The 18445-nt window shown below is 40.9% G+C and carries 11 protein-coding genes; all 11 read right to left on the bottom strand.

Translation table 11 applies throughout. The features are described from left to right. A partial coding sequence (locus D8801_RS09975) for a KxYKxGKxW signal peptide domain-containing protein (RefSeq protein ID WP_260468151.1) occupies positions 1-3710 on the bottom strand: 3710 nt, incomplete at its 3' end. A 430-nt stretch (positions 3711-4140) separates the two neighbouring features. Beyond that, on the bottom strand, positions 4141-4317 hold the full coding sequence (locus tag D8801_RS08485; protein WP_000066115.1) for a hypothetical protein: 177 nt from the start codon (positions 4315-4317) through the stop codon (positions 4141-4143). A 68-nt stretch (positions 4318-4385) separates the two neighbouring features. After that, positions 4386-5714: an accessory Sec system glycosylation chaperone GtfB gene (gtfB, locus tag D8801_RS08490; protein WP_125849169.1), complete on the bottom strand. Its 1329-nt coding sequence runs from the start codon at positions 5712-5714 to the stop codon at positions 4386-4388. Positions 5715-5741: 27 nt separating this feature from the next. Beyond that, complete coding sequence (gtfA, locus tag D8801_RS08495) at positions 5742-7271, bottom strand: accessory Sec system glycosyltransferase GtfA (RefSeq protein ID WP_125849171.1); 1530 nt, start codon at positions 7269-7271, stop codon at positions 5742-5744. Between the two features lie 14 nt (positions 7272-7285). Continuing rightward, positions 7286-7972, bottom strand: a complete 687-nt coding sequence (locus D8801_RS08500) for a hypothetical protein (protein ID WP_004246484.1) — start codon at positions 7970-7972, stop codon at positions 7286-7288. A 256-nt stretch (positions 7973-8228) separates the two neighbouring features. Further along, positions 8229-9404 (bottom strand): family 1 glycosylhydrolase, encoded by a 1176-nt coding sequence (locus D8801_RS08505; RefSeq protein ID WP_000620805.1) that lies wholly within the window; start codon positions 9402-9404, stop codon positions 8229-8231. A 56-nt stretch (positions 9405-9460) separates the two neighbouring features. Beyond that, a complete protein-coding gene (locus tag D8801_RS08510; protein ID WP_125849173.1) occupies positions 9461-11803 on the bottom strand; it encodes a hypothetical protein in 2343 nt (780 codons plus the stop codon). Between the two features lie 68 nt (positions 11804-11871). Next, positions 11872-14259: an accessory Sec system translocase SecA2 gene (gene secA2 / locus D8801_RS08515; RefSeq protein ID WP_125849175.1), complete on the bottom strand. Its 2388-nt coding sequence runs from the start codon at positions 14257-14259 to the stop codon at positions 11872-11874. Continuing rightward, the gene (gene asp3 / locus D8801_RS08520; RefSeq protein WP_125849177.1) at positions 14249-15283 is read right to left on the bottom strand and encodes an accessory Sec system protein Asp3; all 1035 of its coding nucleotides are present in this window, start codon (positions 15281-15283) and stop codon (positions 14249-14251) included. Before asp3 ends, secA2 begins: the two co-directional genes overlap by 11 nt. After that, positions 15280-16860 (bottom strand): accessory Sec system protein Asp2, encoded by a 1581-nt coding sequence (gene asp2, locus D8801_RS08525; protein WP_125849179.1) that lies wholly within the window; start codon positions 16858-16860, stop codon positions 15280-15282. Before asp2 ends, asp3 begins: the two co-directional genes overlap by 4 nt. After that, a complete protein-coding gene (gene asp1 / locus D8801_RS08530; protein WP_125849181.1) occupies positions 16847-18445 on the bottom strand; it encodes an accessory Sec system protein Asp1 in 1599 nt (532 codons plus the stop codon). The genes asp2 and asp1 overlap by 14 nt, the downstream gene beginning before the upstream one ends.

Raw genomic sequence — 18445 nt, forward strand, 5'->3', positions numbered from 1 at the left:
GCACTGATGCTTGCTGATACTGATGCTGATGCGCTTTGGCTTGCACTAATTGACGCAGACTGGCTCGCGCTTGCTGAGATAGAAGCTGAGTTCTGGTTGTTAGATGCTGAAGCTGAGGCACTTTGGCTGGCGCTTACTGATGTTGAAGCACTTTGACTTGCACTTACAGATGCGCTTGCTGATTGGCTAGCTGATACAGACGCTGAGTCGCTTGCACTTACAGATGCTGAAGCTGATTGACTAGCTGATACAGATGCTGATTGGCTTGAACTTACAGAAGCTGAAGCTGATTGACTAGCTGATACAGATGCTGATTGGCTAGCACTGATGCTTGCTGATACTGATGCTGATGCGCTTTGGCTTGCACTTACAGACGCTGAAGCTGATTGACTTGAGCTTACTGATGTGCTAGCTGATTGGCTTGAACTTACAGACGCTGAAGCTGATTGACTTGCAGATACTGATGCTGAAGCTGAGGCACTTTGGCTGGCGCTTACTGATGTTGAAGCACTTTGACTTGCACTTACAGATGCGCTTGCTGATTGGCTAGCTGATACAGACGCTGAGTCGCTTGCACTTACAGATGCTGAAGCTGATTGACTAGCTGATACAGATGCTGATTGGCTCGCACTGATGCTTGCTGATACTGATGCTGATGCGCTAGTTGATTGGCTTGAGCTTACAGAAGCCGAAGCTGATTGACTAGCTGATACAGATGCTGATTGGCTAGCACTGATGCTTGCTGATACTGATGCTGATGCGCTTTGGCTTGCACTTACAGACGCTGAAGCTGATTGACTTGCAGATACTGATGCTGAAGCCGATTGACTTGAGCTTACAGACGCTGAAGCTGATTGACTTGCAGATACTGATGCTGAAGCCGATTGACTTGAGCTTACTGATGTGCTTGCTGAACGACTCGCGCTGAGCGATGCACTAGCTGAGGCACTGGCCGAACGGCTTGAGCTTACACTTGCTGAGGCTGAACGACTTGCGCTAAGCGATGCGCTAGCTGACGCACTGGCCGAACGGCTCGAACTTACAGAAGCTGAAGCTGAGCGACTTGCAGATACTGAAGCTGAAGCTGATTGGCTTGAGCTTACTGATGCGCTAGTTGATTGGCTTGAGCTTACAGAAGCCGAAGCTGAGCGACTTGCGCTAAGTGATGCACTGGCTGAGGCACTGGCCGAACGGCTCGAACTTACTGATGCTGAAGCTGAGCGACTTGAGCTTACACTTGCTGAGGCTGAACGACTTGCGTTAAGCGATGCGCTGGCTGATGCACTGGCTGAACGGCTTGAACTTACACTTGCTGAGGCTGAACGACTCGCGCTAAGCGATGCGCTGGCTGATGCACTCTGACTAGCACTCAAGCTTGCTGAGTGAGATTGACCGGCGCTAAGCGAAGCACTCGCTGAAGCACTTTGACTTGAACTTACTGAAGCTGAAGCACTTTGACTTGCAGATACTGATGCTGAAACTGATTGGCTAAGGGATCCGCTTTCTTTAACATTTACTTGAATGTCCTTAAAGTTAAGCTGTCCTGCTTCGTCAGTAATCTTAATTTTAAGTGTTACAGTTCCTGTTCCAGTAGGCGTCCCAGAAATTTGGATAGATGGGATATAGCCAGTTTTACCACCCCCTGATGGAACGGTTTTAGTAGTAACTGTTAATCCAAGTGCTTCTAGTTCTTTCTTACCATGAATCAGTTCAACCGCTTGATCTGCAAGGTAAGGACTTTGCCAAGAACCAACAGACTTGTCTCCTTTGTTATTACCATCATGAACATATAAAGTTTCATTAACTCGTTTACCAACTTCAACTTCAGGAACTAGTGGTTCAGGGGAAGGAGTTAGTGAGTCTTTGCTCTTGTTGATAATTGACTCCTGCGCAGCCTCAGTTACAACTTCTTCTGGACGGCCTAGATAGGTAAAGAATTCAGCATCCTTACCTCCCGATCCATTAGTCTGTCTGACGAGCATATTAGGATTTTCAGTTAAAACCGTCCCTGTAATAGTGAGTTTTGGAACATAGGTGAAATCAGCACGCCTTTCCACCCCTACAATATACCTCAAGCCACTATATTTTGTTGTACCACCATTACCAGTGTACAAAAACATAGAATTTTTAGCATCTTGCTCATATCTATACTGTATATCATTATGGAAATATAAAGTTTCATTAACTCTATCGCCTACTTTATATTTTGCAAGAGGAGCCAATGCTTCTTTTTTCCCCTCAGCATCATACGTTACAGCAGGTCCCTTAAACTGAGTAGTAGTAAGGTTCATGAATATGCTGGTTTGAGGAAAGCTACGTCCATCAAAGGTCACATCCAGATTGACACTACTACTAAATGCTTTTGGATTATCACTCTTGAAAGTTACATATGGAATATAACGTCCAGGAGCCACTTCCACACGACCTGTTTCCGAGGTAATATTATATTTCTCTTGTGCTTCTTGCCAGTTTCGAGTCTCTAGAGTTTGTCTTGGAGAAAGTCCTGCAAACTCACTATCCTTATATGAACCGTAAGGATATTCGTCCGCATCAAATTGAGACTTATGCATATAATATGTTACCGAGAAAGGAACACCTGCTCGTCCCAGAAAGACCCGTTGTCTATTTAAACGACCACTTGTTTCTGGAGAGTTGATGCTATATGGATCGGTATTTAGAAAGAAAGGTTCTTTTGATCCAGTATCGATCGGATTTGCTCTAAATCCAGAATACCCTGTCTTTGGTGCAGTCGCTACAGTATTGTCAACCTTTTGGTTTTTCTCAGCTTGCTTGGTTGTATCCTTACCTTGGGCTTGGTTCTTATCTGCTACAACACCAGCTGCAAGGTTGTTGCTTGTTGTTGCTGCTTGGCTACTAAGTTGAGTTGCACTAGACAAAGCATCACCGAGTTTGCTTGATGCTAAGCTAGCTGCAGGTTTGGTATCGGCATTGAGTGATGCTGATGTAGAAGTTGAGACAGATGCTTGTACTTCTGATCCACTCGTTGCACTAGTGCTCTCAACTAGTGAAGTTGAAGCTTGAGCGCTCGCTGACGCTGATGGTGTAGAGCTTACTGATGCAGATGCTTTGGCACTTGCTGAAGCTGATGCAGGAGCTGATGTTGATTGACTAGCTGAGGCAGATGCTGGAGCAGTTGACTGACTTGCTGATGTTGAAGCACTTGCAGATACTGACTGACTCGCTGATGTTGAAGCACTTACAGATGCTGACTGACTCGCACTCGCTTGAGCCTCAACAGATTGACTGACTGATACAGAAGCTGTTGCAGATGCTTGTTCTGTTTGAGCTTTCTTTACTTCTGCTTGCGCTTGAGCAATGATTGAGTTAGTACTTGTTTCAGTTGTTTCAGCCGCTTTTGGTTCAGCTGCGATGACTGTTTTATCCTTTTCTGCATACTCAGATGTTTCATCCGCATAAACAGTTTGCTCTTGAGTCATCACAAATCCTGCAGCTCCCGCGGCCAGGATTCCCCCTATACCCGCTAGCGTGTTAAAACTAAGGTGTGCGTGATCAAGTTCTTCAGTGTCTGACAGGGTACTAGAGACAACTTCGCCCATCCCACCGATACGGAAGAGATCCAATTGAGAGTTCGAGGCTTTTACCCAGTTTTTCCCCGACTTGTAAAGCTTATAACGCTTTTTCTCATCTACGATCTCGAAATCTTTGTTAAATTTTTTACTTCGAAACATTCTATTCCTTTCTTTTATCCAATTGCGACCCTTTGTTAACCTCATGATCATTAACAAAGCGTAGTTACGCTGCCCTCTCAAAACCAGAGATAATAAAACCGCAGTCAGTCTCAGTTTTTATCCCTTTGACTTAGAAAAAACAGATTCCATCTGGGATATACCAGTTGCTTTTAACTAGTATATACCATTTATCATTTTATCAAAACAGCTCCTCCTTTTCAAGCAATTATACTCGAAATGACAAATGAAAACACCTAATTTTTATCTAAAATTCGCTTTTAAGTTTCAAATTGTTGGAAGCGTTTTATCATCTTTCGAAATCCCTACTCCCGCCTTTCACACTAGTTCAATTAGACAGAGACAAAAAACCTTGACGAGCAAATCGTCAAGGTTCATCTGTTCTAGAGAACTCCTCCGTCCAGAAAAGATCCTAAAAAAAGTGTCCCAACTGCATGAGTAGCGTGACCAAAAGGGTGACGAGAAAGAGAACTCCGCCCAGCACGGCAATCATGCTAAAATCTTGCTTCTCCCTTTTTAGGGGTTTCTTTCGATTATCTAGCTGTTCTCGTATATGTTCTTGTAAAATGCCATTGTCCTTGTTAGACATGTGCTCCTCCTTTTCTGTTGATAGAAAGGAACTTGCTTTCATCGAAAGCAAGCCCTTGTCTTATTAGCTTATAAAATTGCCTTATAGGCTTCCAGATCAGCCTGATTCGCCGCCTGTTTTTGCTTAGCAAGGGCAGCCTCCATCTCAGACGGAAGAGAGAGAACTCCCTGAATCTTACCTACCATGGCTGATACATTTTCCACCGGATAAATGTGGCTTTCTGCAACGAAACGATGATTGTGACAAGTCGTCTCAAAACTGAGAATCAGCATATTATTCTCAAAAGCTGTTCGACTACCATTGAGAATTTCATCACTGATATTGATATCCAGATACAAGTCACAGCGAGCAAAGAGCTCATTCACCTTAGCTGGACGAATATTAGGGTAGAGGGAAATATTCGGATAGCGATTTAATTCCATTAAACGACTTGACATCTCCGTGATTGCTCCAATATGGAAATGAACATTTGGTAATTGAGTCAAAAGTGGCTCAATTTGCTCGATTTGGTCACTATTCGTCAGAATCAAAGCTTCTGGATTCATATTATTGAGGCGATGGTATTGATAAAGATAACCAATATTGCGGAAGTAACTCTTCTCTTTTGGTGTTGCAAGCTTGAGGATTTTATCATAAACTTGCTTGTCCTGTACTGCAATACGGATGTTACGATGAGGCAACTGCATCGCCGCTTTCATGTTACCCGGCAACTCCTCTCCAATCGGCTCCTGCCAGAAAAGAATATCCTCTGCTCGTCCTTCTTTCGGAGTCAGACCAACAGCTACTAAAAATGGTGTTGCTAGAGAATTGTAGATAATGCGATCTGTATCATATCCACGATATCGCAAGTAAAAGATTACAAACTCTTGCTTAGAATTAAAAATATGGCGTTTTCCATCAAGAGTTAAGATAATATCCTCTGTTAGATGATTTTCCATAATCACCGTTACATTATCTTGATTAAAGTAGCGTGTATGAGTTGGACGCTGAGCATCATCATAGGTAATCTGTGCAAAGAGACGTCCCTTGCGATTGTAAATGTCAGCAGCACGTACATGACCTTGATCATCCAGCCACTCGACTGCACGCACGCGACGTTCGTGTGTTGGTTGACGGTAAAAGATATTGGCACGTTTTTTGCCCATATCCAAGATTTCACCATTAACATTGCTCGAGCGGATTTCCCACAAATGAGGTTTCGGAACAAGGTTAAAATAAAGAGGTAGATCGTCCTCTGAAGCCACATCTCCAGTAAAGTAACTGTAAGGCGACTCGACATCAGGTGCGAGGTAGCCATCGTCTCGGATCACGACAACAGGGCAGTCTAGCCCAGCTGCCTTAAGTGAACGTAGTAAATCAAAACTCGCTTGATCATAGCGTTCAAATAAACAAATCATAGTGTTTATGCCTTTCTTTTCGAATCCCTACTGATGCTGTGCAGATTGAACAAGATCATACCAACGCTGGGCAATATGTTCATCAAGATATGGTTCTGCCACCTCGTAGGATACATGGGATAGATCTTCTTGGGAATGTTGAGTAAATAGCTGAACAATCTTTTCTGCGTATTCCGTTGTCATTGCATCCAAATCATCTGGACGTGCCTCAGGAATCAAGTAGCCATTTTCCCCATCACGGATAAAGGTTGGATTTCCATAACGTACATCAAAACCAATAATTGGCAGACCAGAACCAACCGCCTCTAACAAGGTCAAACCAAATCCTTCACTTGTGGAGGCAGAGAGGTAAGCAGAGTAATTTCGATACACATCTGCCATGTGGTGATGCCCCATCAGACGAATATAGTCTTCTGCATTTAACTCATGAATCAACTGCTCCAACATGGCTCTTTCGCCACCCGTACCATAGATATCAAAAGTGATTTCAGGTAATTGCTCATGTGCCTTCACTACAGAGTGAATCAACCAATCGATATGCTTTTCACTGGCCAAGCGCGAAGCTGTAATCAATCCAAACGGCTTGCGCTCTCCTTCTGGATGACGCAATTGATCCAAACTTCCCACCGGAATAGTCAAGATTTTCTTTGGTTTGATGGTTGTATATTGAGCGAATTGTTCTTTGAGTAGATTCGTTTGCGCATCGGTCGAGTTAATGATATAGTCCACTTCGTCAGCATATTCGAACTGATACTCATAATAGTTATTCCATAAAATATAGTCTTTCTCAGCAGGATTTTCACTAAAGTGGTCTGCATGAACGATTACGACTAGCTTTGCAGCGCCCTTATTAGCAAAGATAGCTTGACCAATATCTGTCTCTCGGTCTAAGATCAACAAATCTTTGTCCGTCAGAGACAGACTTCTCATAAAATGCGCGACAAACTCTTGCTTAGAATAGAAAACATGATTTGGGAAACGATAGACTTGCGTCTCCTGTCTACCATCGACTTCATTGATGATTTCCTCATAAGCCACACTGCCATCTTCATTTAGCCAGGTACGTTGATATAATTGCGCATGACCATTCATCGGACTAAAATACTCGACAAAATTCTTCGTATAAGTGTAGTACTCTTTTTGAATCAGACAACCACGCGAAACAATTTCGGCGCGTTCAATCAACTCTTTATCCATATCACAGGCATAACAAGTTACAAAATCACCATCACCAAATACTAATCGAATCGTCTTCATATCGGTGTCGCGGATAATTTCGAGGGGCTCTTTATCGAAACTCGCTAAGACCTGTGCTAGCGTATAGGTCGTCGGTGCAATTTTGACATCTGTAAAATGCTGATAAAGCCAGATAACCTCAGAATCTTCAAAGCCGATATTCTTTGTCAAATGTTCAATGTTATCAGCAGATATAAAATCCATAAAGATGAACTTCGCTTCTAAGCCAACACTACGAAGCAATTTTGCACGGTAGATCTGCGCATATTCTACACCGCTACTCGCCCAGCCAATCCCCAAATTGATGTTATAAATTGTCATATTTGATTATCCTCTTACAAAAAGTTATCTCGTTTAATTCTTGAAAGACGTTTGATTCTCTTACCCTTATCATCATCTAACTTATCTTCGTCTTTCTTTTTAGGTTTTGCGCGACGTGAAGTGATGTAGCTGACAGAGATGGTACTATCTGTTCCTGTTTTTGCAAGGGGTTGTTCGAGATGGATTTTCTCTCTCTCAGGCACCACCTCTTCTTTCTCCTTAGCAACTTCTTCTGGTCTATCAAGTTCTTTACGCAATTCTTGAATTTTTTTGATATCTTTTGGTTTACCATCGATATCGTCCAGTTCTAGAAAATCATCAATTCGACTAATAATATTTTTAATTTTTTCTTTTTGTAAATTATACAATCTCTCAGCCTCTGCCCGTTTTTTGGTCAGAGTATCGATTTCTTCGAGAATAGATTCTCTCGTATCCAAGTAGTCTTTTTGTGCCTTTTCTAAAACTTCTTTAGCTTCTTTTTCGGCCCTATCATGAGCTTCAATGACAAGAGATTTGGCATAAATGACTGCTTCACCGATCTCTTTTTCTTGATTCTTCATAGAGTCGATTTTTTTACGTAGAGATTCGATTTTTTCATTCTTCTTTTGAATTTCACGATCGAATCCTTCCTCTAATGCTTCGATACAATCTTCGACTTCCTTAGCACGGTAGTTACCGAACAATGTTTTCTTCAGTCTCATTTTGCTCCCTCTATTCCTTACTTATTCTGATTTACACCACTACCCCTCATTGTAGCATAAAATAGCGCAAATTGCTATTCTTTTCTAAGCTCCAAATAAGGAAAATATCATGAAACGCTATCAAGCAAAACCCGAACTTAGCTTAAAGCTCATCCATTTCTAAAAAAATGTCTGATTGATAGGTCAGACATTTTTAAAAGTAAAAACATGAACGCTGCTTCTAAACCAGAAAGAATTCGAGTCATTACTCCCTATTTTAAAAATTTAGTTCCGTCCAAGTAAGCGGTGTATAGCCAAGCAATTCCACACCATCATACTCGACTGTTTTCACGATCTCTTGGATGTTTGTTTTCAATTCTTCAGTTGCTACACTATTTGAATCATCCAAGACCACATCATCTTCCACGACGAAGAGTGGTTTTTGGTAACGATCATAAAGATTGTTCATCACGAGACGAAGTCCAACAGAATCAATGCGATTTTGATTTTGGCCATTACTTGCATATTTGTTGATAAAAACTTCTTGGGAATTGCTTGATGCATAATAACTGAAGCTGACAAAGTCAATTTTCCCATCTCTTAGGACAAAGAGGTCATCATTTTCAATATCCAAGGCGATTTGATCACGTTCCAAACGACGTAAAAAGTGATTTGGGTAGTATCCACGAACTTGCACGTCTGTAAACAAATAATTTTCCCTATCTTTGACTTCTGCTTCCATTACATCAATAGCATTTTCAGTTTGCTGACTGTAGTTTTTACTAACAACCATCATCCCACCAAACTGAAACTCTGGGTTGATTGTTTTTCCGAGCTTGATTGCACGTGCAGAAGCAACTAATTGATAATGAGCTGCTTGCCAAATCACCTGTTCTTGATTGTCATCCGCTCCAAAAGACAATCCTCCACCAAGAAACGGCAAATGGTGCAAAACGTTGAACTCATTGAAGGTAATCCAATACTTCACTTTGTCCTTAAAGTACTGAAAGACAGCTTCTGCATAACGCTCAAAGAGTTCAATCATCTTGCGGCTTTTCCAAGCTCCATATTTTTCGTATAGATTCAGCGGAAGGTCAAAGTGACTCAAGGTCACAATAGGTTCGATATCTTTTTCTAATACGTCATCGATGATTGCTTCATAATATTTCAATCCCTCTTCACTCGGTTGCAGCTCTTCACCATTTGGAAAGATGCGTGCCCAAGAAATCGAGATTCTATAGGCATTAAAACCCATTGATTGAATTAAATTCAGCTCTTCCGTATAATCTCTCTGACCTACTGAAGCAAATCTCCCTAGGATATCATAAGATCCTAAAGGTACATTTTTGTAGTCAACTGTTCCATTCAGAACTTCTATCCGAGATTGGTCAACTGGTAATACATCTGTAGTACCCAAACCTTTGTTACTATTTGACATCATATTTCTAATCATAGTGGCTCCTTTTGATTTTTATTATTTCTATTTAATGATTGCAAGTTCTGATATTTTTAGGATGATTTAGCATCTTCCTTTTTTTGAGTAATAGCAGCCAAACCAGACAATTCACTTGCAACATTTCTTAAGTCACGTGCTAGGGGCTGCGAACCTGGTCTGAGTAGGTGATAGAGTTGGCGTTCCGTCATCCTTAAATTGGTTCCATTTGATTCTGAATAGTGAGACAGATGTTTCAGAGAGTCTTGCAAATCTATATTCTTTATTGATTCTTCTCTATTTTCAAGCTCCTGTTGCTCCTCAACAATATGTGTTTGAGACGATTCTTCTTCAGAAATTTCAAGTGTCATCACTTTTTGCTGGTGAGTTAGAGGGCTCATATCCAGTTCAGAGAGGCTCTTATACAGACGTTCCGAAGTATGCAAGTCATGCGCGAATACTTCTGTCTCCGCTACACTCTGTCTATAGGAACCAAATTCTGATTCTAACATACTATAGGATTGAGATAGGGATGCTTTCCTTAAACTCACCGAATCAGCTACACTCTGACTTTGACTTAAGGATTCAGATATTTGTTGGCTTTGACTCAAGGATTCAGACTCACTGAGATAGAGGACTTCGCTCAAACTTAACGACTCGGACTCCGAAAGTAAATGAGAAATCATCTCACTCAAGGATTCAGACTCCGAAAGGGATTCCCATTCACTCTGGCTCAGGCTATAGAACTCGGATTCAGAGACACTCTGGCTTGCTTGTTCTGATTCGGAATAACTCCACCACTCTGCTTCTGAAATGCTTTGGGATTCTGAATCAGATTCCCACTCACTCTGGCTTAGGCTGTAGAACTCGGACTCAGAGACACTCTGACTCGCTTGCTCTGATTCGGAATAGCTCCACCACTCTGCTTCTGAAAGGCTTTGAGATTCTGAAACGGATTCCCACTCACTCTGGCTTAGGCTATAGAACTCTGACCCAGAGACACTCTGACTCGCTTGCTCTGATTCGGAAGAACTCCACCACTCTGATTCTGAGTGACTTTGAGATTCGGATATGGATTCCCACTCGCTCTGACTCAAGCTATAAAACTCGGACTCGGAAACACTCTGACTTGCTTGCTCCGATTCGGAAGAACTCCACCACTCTGATTCTGAAGAGCTTTGGGATTCGGATATGGATTCCCATTCACTCTGGCTTAGGCTATAGAACTCGGACTCGGAAACACTCTGACTTGCTTGCTCCGATTCGGAAGAACTCCACCACTCTGATTCTGAAGAGCTTTGGGATTCGGATATGGATTCCCATTCACTCTGGCTTAGGCTATAGAACTCTGACTCGGAAACACTCTGACTTGCTTGCTCCGATTCGGAAGAACTCCACCACTCTGATTCTGAAGAGCTTTGGGATTCGGATATGGATTCCCACTCACTCTGGCTCAGGCTATAGAACTCAGACTCGGAAACACTCTGACTTGCTTGTTCTGATTCGGAAGAACTCCACCACTCTGATTCTGAGTGACTTTGGGATTCGGATATGGATTCCCATTCACTCTGGCTTAGGCTATAGGACTCAGACTCGGAAACACTCTGACTCGCTTGTTCTGATTCGGAAGAACTCCACCACTCTGATTCTGAAGAGCTTTGGGATTCGGATATGGATTCCCATTCACTCTGGCTCAGGCTATAGAACTCGGACTCGGAAACACTCTGACTTTCCTGCTCTGATTCGGAAGAACTCCACCACTCTGATTCTGAAGAGCTTTGGGATTCGGATATCGATTCCCATTCACTCTGGCTTAGGCTATAGAACTCGGACTCGGAGACACTCTGACTCGCTTGTTCTGATTCACTCAAGGAAAGAGACTCTGAGTATGCAATACTTTCACTCAAAGAGAATGCATCCGTATCCTGACAAAGGGACTCCCCTGTCAAATACTCAGAAACAGAGAGGCTATCAACCAAGGAAAGGGACTCAAATTCAGATTCTGAAGAAGAGACCACTAATGAGTAGTTCTCAGACATGGACTCTCGAAGCGAGAATCCTTTTGCTGATATACTCTGGCTAAACGACTCACTGTACGAATCTGCGACAGAAAGGCTGAGGGAAGCTAAAGCGCTAGTTGATAAACTCTGACTAACATTCCTTATCAAGTCAGCCACTCCCAAACTGTTCCTTTCCTGAAAGTCTTCTAAGGCTTCCATGACAGAAACTGATTCTGTTGGTAACTCAAGATCTTCACTAGCACTCAGAATAATTTCCTTTTGCTCTTTGAGTTTTCGACTAACGGGCTTTGATTTAGTTGCATCCAAGCTACGGTAATCACTATCTTCCCTACCCTTTTGCTTAAACTTTGATATCAAACGTTTAAATCCCTTTAGCTCTTCGTTATTATTTTTGCTCATAATATGATTTTCTCCAAAAATACAGTTATATCATCATTATAAAGTCTACAACAGAATCTGTCAAAGCATTAGCCAAAGAAAACTTCTAACTTCCCAGAAGGCTTAATATTAATGTAACTCAATGCCATATTTTTTATAATGTTTAGATTTATATCTGCATTCATTCTTTTGTATGATTTAAAAGCTTCTTTATGAAACTCAAAGACAGGATTTTTTTGGGCGTATCCTTGACTAGACACCAAACCTTGAAATTGCTGTAAATAGTCAACCTGCTCAACCCAACAGTCATCTATCGCTCTCAAAACAACAGTTCGTTGAAATTGATTGAACAACTCTGAATCCTTGATTTTATCTTTTTTCTGCTGGTATTCTGAAACAAGGAGGTCAGATAAAAACTTTTTAACTTGCCGTAAATCCGTGACATCTAGATCATCTGGAATATCCTCGCAGTAATAACTAATGTTATCCAAAACAAAGCGAAATAAATCCGCCCGCTCTTTAAACGGTGTTTTACTTGTATAAATGTCTACTGCATCCGATAGGGTAGACAAGAAATAGGTCAAATCAAAATCTGGATGAGAGATGAGCTTATTACGCTTATTGTAGATAATCTGTCGCTGAATACGGATACTTTCATCATATCGTTCCGTTGAACGTCTGGAAGCAGCTGATGCGTTATCACTATTCTTCTGAGCTTCTTCAACCGCATATCTAATACGACGAGAGGTCAAATGAATCTTTTGTTTTTCCTCTGGTTTTGCAATTTCTTTGTGATAGTACTCACTAATCCATTTGCTACCAGACTTGGAAATAAGATCATCCTCAAGAGAAATAAAGAATTTGCTCAATCCTGGAGCACCTTGTCGTCCGGCACGACCACGAAGCTGCAAATCGACTCGCTCACTAGACATTCTCTCTGTTCCAACAACAGCAAGTCCACCCAATTCAGCAACCCCTTCTTCCAAGATAATATCTGTTCCACGACCTGCCATTGATGTTGCTACCGTCACTGCAGAACGTCTACCAGCCAGTGCGATCATCTCAGCCTCTTTCGCTGCATTATGGGCGTTCAACACATTATGGGCGATTCCCTCTTGGAGTAAGAGCATAGAATAAATCTCAGACATTCCAACTGATCCTGTCGCAATTAAAACAGGCTGGCCTTTTTTATGTAATTTTTTGATATACTCCAATGAAGCATATAATTTTTGAGGAATCGTGAGATAGATTTCATCTGGATAATCAATTCGCAAATTGGGTTTTCGTGTAGGAACAACTACGACTCCTAAGTCGTAAACGTCTCTGAACTCCTCCTCACAAACTTTACCAGTACCCGTCATTCCTGCTAATTTTGGAAACATTCTAAATAAATTTTGATAGGTAATAGAGGCCATCGAACGCGTTTCCAATGTGATTTTCACACGTTCTCTGGCTTCTAGTGCTTGGTGCAGTCCTGATTGGAGTTTGTTTCCTTCCAAAAGACGTCCTGTCGCCTCATCCATCAGTTTAACTTCGCCATTATCCACTGTGTACTGACGATCTTTTTCAAACAAGTGGTTAGCCCTCAAAGCTAGGTTAATTTGGCGAATGAGCTGGTAATTATCTGGATCATAGGCATTCTGAACGCGGAAATAAACCTCTGCTTCCTTTACTCCTTTTCTCGTCAACCATACAGACGTCCGAGTGGAGTCTAAATTGAAATCTTCCCCTTCTTTTAGAGTTTTTACAAACTCATCACACGAGAGAAAGAGGTTGGATTGAACCCGAGGAGAACCTGAAATGATTAGGGGCATCTGCGCACTATCTAGCAAGGCTGCATCGACTTCATCGACCAAACAAAAATAAAATTTTGGTAAAAACTTCTTTGATTGAGATGTCGCCAAGTTTTCTTCTAGGTAATCAAACCCTAACGCACTATGTGTTGTATAGACAATATCACACTTATAGATTTGTTGTTTTTGAGGAATTTTAAGCTTTTTTGTCGGATCGTCCGAGACACCAACCCCAACTGTCATTCCTAAAAATCGAAAAACGGGTGCCATTTGTTTAGCATCACGCGCTGCCAAATATTCATTGGCCGTGACTAGGATTGTACTTTTTTCTGTCAAAGCATTTAGGTATAAAGGAAGGATAGCTGTCAAGGTTTTTCCTTCCCCTGTTCTCATTTCTGCAATCTGATTGTCCTGCATAACCAAGGCCCCTAAAACCTGAACATCATAAGGATATAATCCTAATACACGCTTGGCTGCCTCACGAATGGTTGCATACGCTTCCGGCAAAATGGACTGCAAGCTTGCTCCTCCAGAAAGGCGTTCTTTAAACCATTTTGTCTGAGCTTGCAGTTTCTCATTTGACATAGCTGCATAACTATCAGATAGTTTATTAACCTTCTCCAAAATCTTTTTGTAACGCATTAGTTTATAGGAGTTGGTCAAATTGAATCGTTTAGTTTTCATTCTCTCTCATCCACTCTTCAATCTTTTCCAAGTCAATCGCTTGAAGTAAAAATGACTTATCTAATAAATATTCAATGTTTGCTAGTTCACGTGGTCTAGTCTTCAAGTCCGCATATTCCTCAACTTTTGTCGGATTAAATTGCTGTAGCAATAATTCTTTAAAAATAGGCGGATTCACTCGATTACGGTAACGTTCCAGCAAGCGTTGATAGTCTAGTTCGCTTAAAAACTCATCCGTCACAAGAGCGTATGAATTTCCAAATTGTTTGGAGTAATGCAAGGCCGCAATATTAGAAATCGCTCCATAACCAACAAAAGCCACTTTTTCAAAAAGATGCTCTTGCGCTAATTCTTCAATCGTTTCAAGCAAAGTTTCGTAAAAACGTTCCTCCATATATAGGAGCGCTTCTCTATATGATGAATTAACAATCAATACATTTGAGAAATGCTCACGAACATGTTCTGAGATAAAACCTGTTCGATTGAGTTCGGGTTCAGTAAAGCAAACATACATCGTTTCTTTCTCGGAATCCTGATGAAGCAAATCAGATATCCAGTAGCGATCCACTGTATAATCCGCCAACTGCTCCTCAGCAACATAAATCCCTTCAAACAGGAAGCGATGACAACCCGAGCTGACTAACTGCACCTTATAATATTGTGTGCTATCTGGAACGCATACGCTCACACTCTCTCCCTGTTTAATGATTTGATTCGAAATTTCTTCATCTCGAGCATCCATAAATTCAACCTTTAAGTATGTTGAATTTTCTGGGATGGTTTCTATATGACTGCCAAAAATATAGTTTTGCCCACGTTTCAATTCAGGAAGCTGACTCGTATTGCGTAAAGCCTGATAGTTTGCCCGTGAATGCCATTCATGAATAACTGTTCCCGAAGGCATGAACTGATTTTCATACAAAACATGACCACCATCTAACAGTTTGACAGATGAACCGTATAGATACTGAGATACGCTTTGGATATCCCAATAAGCAAAATAGACTTCTTCCTTGTATCTCACGATTTAAACTCCCTTTCAAAACTATTCATTAATAGCGTTTTATATTGATTAAAGAACCATTCGACAATACCTTGTGTATCGTCGTTGTGTCGTCCAGTCAACCCCTTACTGATAACGCTGACGCGGTAATCTCGCTGTCCTAATTCATCCAGCATATCGGGATAGGCCGACATGTCATAGTCATCTTGATACATAAAGGAGATAATGAATTTTGTTCTTGAGAAATCAGCTGACTCAAAAGCCGTCCAGAAACGTTCGTTAAGCTGAGCTGTAGCTTCACTTGATAATTCTCCTATTGTGCGGTACACCAAATCCAGTGACGTTGGAAATCCTCCCGGACGAATAGTCGACTCATTTTCTGCCATATCTCCTAAGTTGACAAGAGGTTTTCCGACAATGACGGCATGAGGTTCCAACTTAGAACTATAGTAAAGAGCGCCAAAAGTCCCCATTGATAAACCTGACAAGGTCAGTTGTTCCTTCGTAAAACCAAGTTCATCTAAGCAATTATGAACCACTTGGAGAAGTTTTTGTTCGAGCTCCTCCGATCCAAGATAGAATGCGCCCCCCTCTGAACGCGGATCCCCTACTAGTAAGAATGGCGATCCCAAATTATTCATCATCCAGTATCCTTCAAATCCCTCTGCAGGACGGTACCCTGAAAAATAGATGTTCAACGGTGGTTTCAAATCTCCTGGATGAAAGAAATAAATCAGTTCTTCTCTATTTTTATCGCTAATTCGTTTTCCTCCGACTAACAAGTCTCCATAACCTAGATGGGAGTCTCGATAGTGGCAGGGACCAAGTTTTACAATTCCTTGTCCTTTTGCTTGAATACTGATACTCAAATAATACGAATCATTTACATCTAACGTCAGAGACCGATCAAAGCTCGTTTCATCATAAATCCATTCTTGCATGGGAGAATTTCCAGCTGGAAAACCTTTAACAACGTAGCGGATCGAACAATCTTCTGAAACCCTGAACTCAGGCCACAGATCTAAGGGCATCTCCCCACTCAGAAAAACATTATGTTGATAGGTCGCAATAGTCTGATAATCCTCGCCGTATCGGCCACACAAACGAAGATAATTTGTCCCTTCATAACTGACTTGCCCCTCAAAAGATGGTGCAGCGACTAGATGATTAACATTTAGTTTCGTTCCATTTTGCTTAGAGAAAAAACCACGTGAAAATATATGTAGCATCTGCTCTGGATTTTCAAAATTTGTTTTCACAGCTTTTTTGCGCAAAAGAAATCGTTCCAACGTTTTTGTAGTGATTTGACAACGCTCATGATAGAACAGACGGTAAACCTGAATTTTCTGATCCAAGATAGTGACATACTCTAAATATTCAGCAGTATCTACTAACACGACATCAAACGGTTTATCTACTTTTTTCTTCTTTTTTTTCCCGTTTTCCGCCTCAACTTCTCTATTTAAGATCCCGATATCTTCTGGCAATAAAGAGACGATGTCTTCTGGTTTGACAAATGTCCATTTTATATTACTAGGAATTTCATATTGCTCCTGCCAATTTTCATCAGCAATTTGCAAAACACTAATTTTTTTCATTTCCTTTTAATTCCTTTATGGTATTTTTCCACATATCGACAATCTCACCCCTTGTATACTGTTCAATCTTCTTGACTGAGTGAACTAGAGATTGATTCCAATGTTCTAAGTTTGTGAGGTAGTATAAGAGTGCCTCTTCAAAATCTGAAATATCATCTAGAATCCAACCATTTTCTCCATGCTTCACATAAGAAGAACTATACAAGTTAACCTGAGGGATCCCTCCACTAATGCCAGCGATTTGAGTCAACACATCAGCTGGAGTTCCCAAATCTAGTATAATACGAACGTACTTCAGAGCTTTAATCAAATCGATGTCGCTATGAATGGTCTCAATATCAATCCGTTCGCGAACAATCTCCTCTTCATCATCAAGAACTCGGTTCTCACCTCTCGCTCTTTTCTCTTTATCAACAAAAATCAATTCTTGTTCATATTCTGGCTTAAGAGTTCGATAGTTTTCTAGTACCTGTTTTATATAGGCCTCTCGGCCAAAATCCTGACTTTGTGTTCCAACCAGCAAGTCAATCCATTCATTTTTCAACATCATTTCAAACAAAGTCGTAAACACATATTGAATTTGATCTGCTGGTAGATTGTCGTAATTGACGTAAACAATTAACTCTTTTTTTCTTTGACTATGCCCTAGGTTTAGATGAGTATCATAAGGCGGAATCTCATAAAATCCCGGCAACTGTTCTAGATCCACATTAGCTGCTATCGTTTCAATTTTATTTAAACTATCAACAACGAAGAACGGCGTGTCTGTCAAATCCGTTAGCAGCTGCTCCTGGTTTGTGATTGGATAGCGATCTCCAAAAAAAGACAAGATAACATGATGGTTTTCCTTAACCTTTTGGAAAAAGTGGTTGTGCTGTACATCTGACGAAATCACAATCGTATCATCCTTGGTTAGCGAAGAAGTTAGATACTGATCTAATTTTTCATTGATCAATTCTTCGATATCTTGGTAAACTTCTTTTGCAAATGTAGCCTGCGCCTCAGGGTTGATAAGTACTTGATGATTTTCTGTGCCCAAAAATTCCCTAAACTGCCATGTACCTTGTAAATTTAAATAATCTTGGTAGTAAGGTTGATCATTTTCAAAATAGATGATGCTTGAAACAAATCCACGATCATCAAAAATCAACTGATGATTTGTCTGTCCACCCTCAAAATAAGTAATATCAAAGAAATTACCTGTTTGTGAGAAGTTAATTTTAGCATAATGTTCTTGATTTAAATATACCTCAATCATAAAAGGAGTATAGAAGAATTCTACTCCTTGAGGCCATTTAATATCTTCCAGACGAATTTTACGTACAGATACATCCGTCAGACCTTGTATGGTATCAAATAGATTCCATACAGTTTCTGGCAATATTCTTTGCTGATAAAGAAAGGTTCGAATATGTGGTGAATAGTTCAAAATCAGAGTGGTATTTGCCTCTCCTGATTGCTGAAACATTCGCAGCAAATTCACCGCATCATCAAACATCATATTTTTAGACACGTAATAGAAAGGCAGGGTGGTAGAATACCATTTCCGATCTTGTCTATACCAAGATGGTACAAAGTAAAACAT

The organism is Streptococcus oralis, from assembly GCF_003943415.1.
Lineage (GTDB): Bacteria > Bacillota > Bacilli > Lactobacillales > Streptococcaceae > Streptococcus > Streptococcus oralis_BJ.

Bases quoted from the DNA above. Each gene is read 5' to 3' on its own strand.
- D8801_RS08505 (WP_000620805.1), bottom strand. From the start codon at position 9,404: ATGATTAGAAATATGATGTCAAATAGTAACAAAGGTTTGGGTACTACA.
- D8801_RS08485 (WP_000066115.1), bottom strand. From the start codon at position 4,317: ATGTCTAACAAGGACAATGGCATTTTACAAGAACATATACGAGAACAG.
- gtfA (WP_125849171.1), bottom strand. From the start codon at position 7,271: ATGACAATTTATAACATCAATTTGGGGATTGGCTGGGCGAGTAGCGGT.
- gtfB (WP_125849169.1), bottom strand. From the start codon at position 5,714: ATGATTTGTTTATTTGAACGCTATGATCAAGCGAGTTTTGATTTACTA.
- asp1 (WP_125849181.1), bottom strand. From the start codon at position 18,445: ATGTTTTACTTTGTACCATCTTGGTATAGACAAGATCGGAAATGGTAT.
- D8801_RS08500 (WP_004246484.1), bottom strand. From the start codon at position 7,972: ATGAGACTGAAGAAAACATTGTTCGGTAACTACCGTGCTAAGGAAGTC.
- D8801_RS08510 (WP_125849173.1), bottom strand. From the start codon at position 11,803: ATGAGCAAAAATAATAACGAAGAGCTAAAGGGATTTAAACGTTTGATA.
- asp2 (WP_125849179.1), bottom strand. From the start codon at position 16,860: ATGAAAAAAATTAGTGTTTTGCAAATTGCTGATGAAAATTGGCAGGAG.
- secA2 (WP_125849175.1), bottom strand. From the start codon at position 14,259: ATGAAAACTAAACGATTCAATTTGACCAACTCCTATAAACTAATGCGT.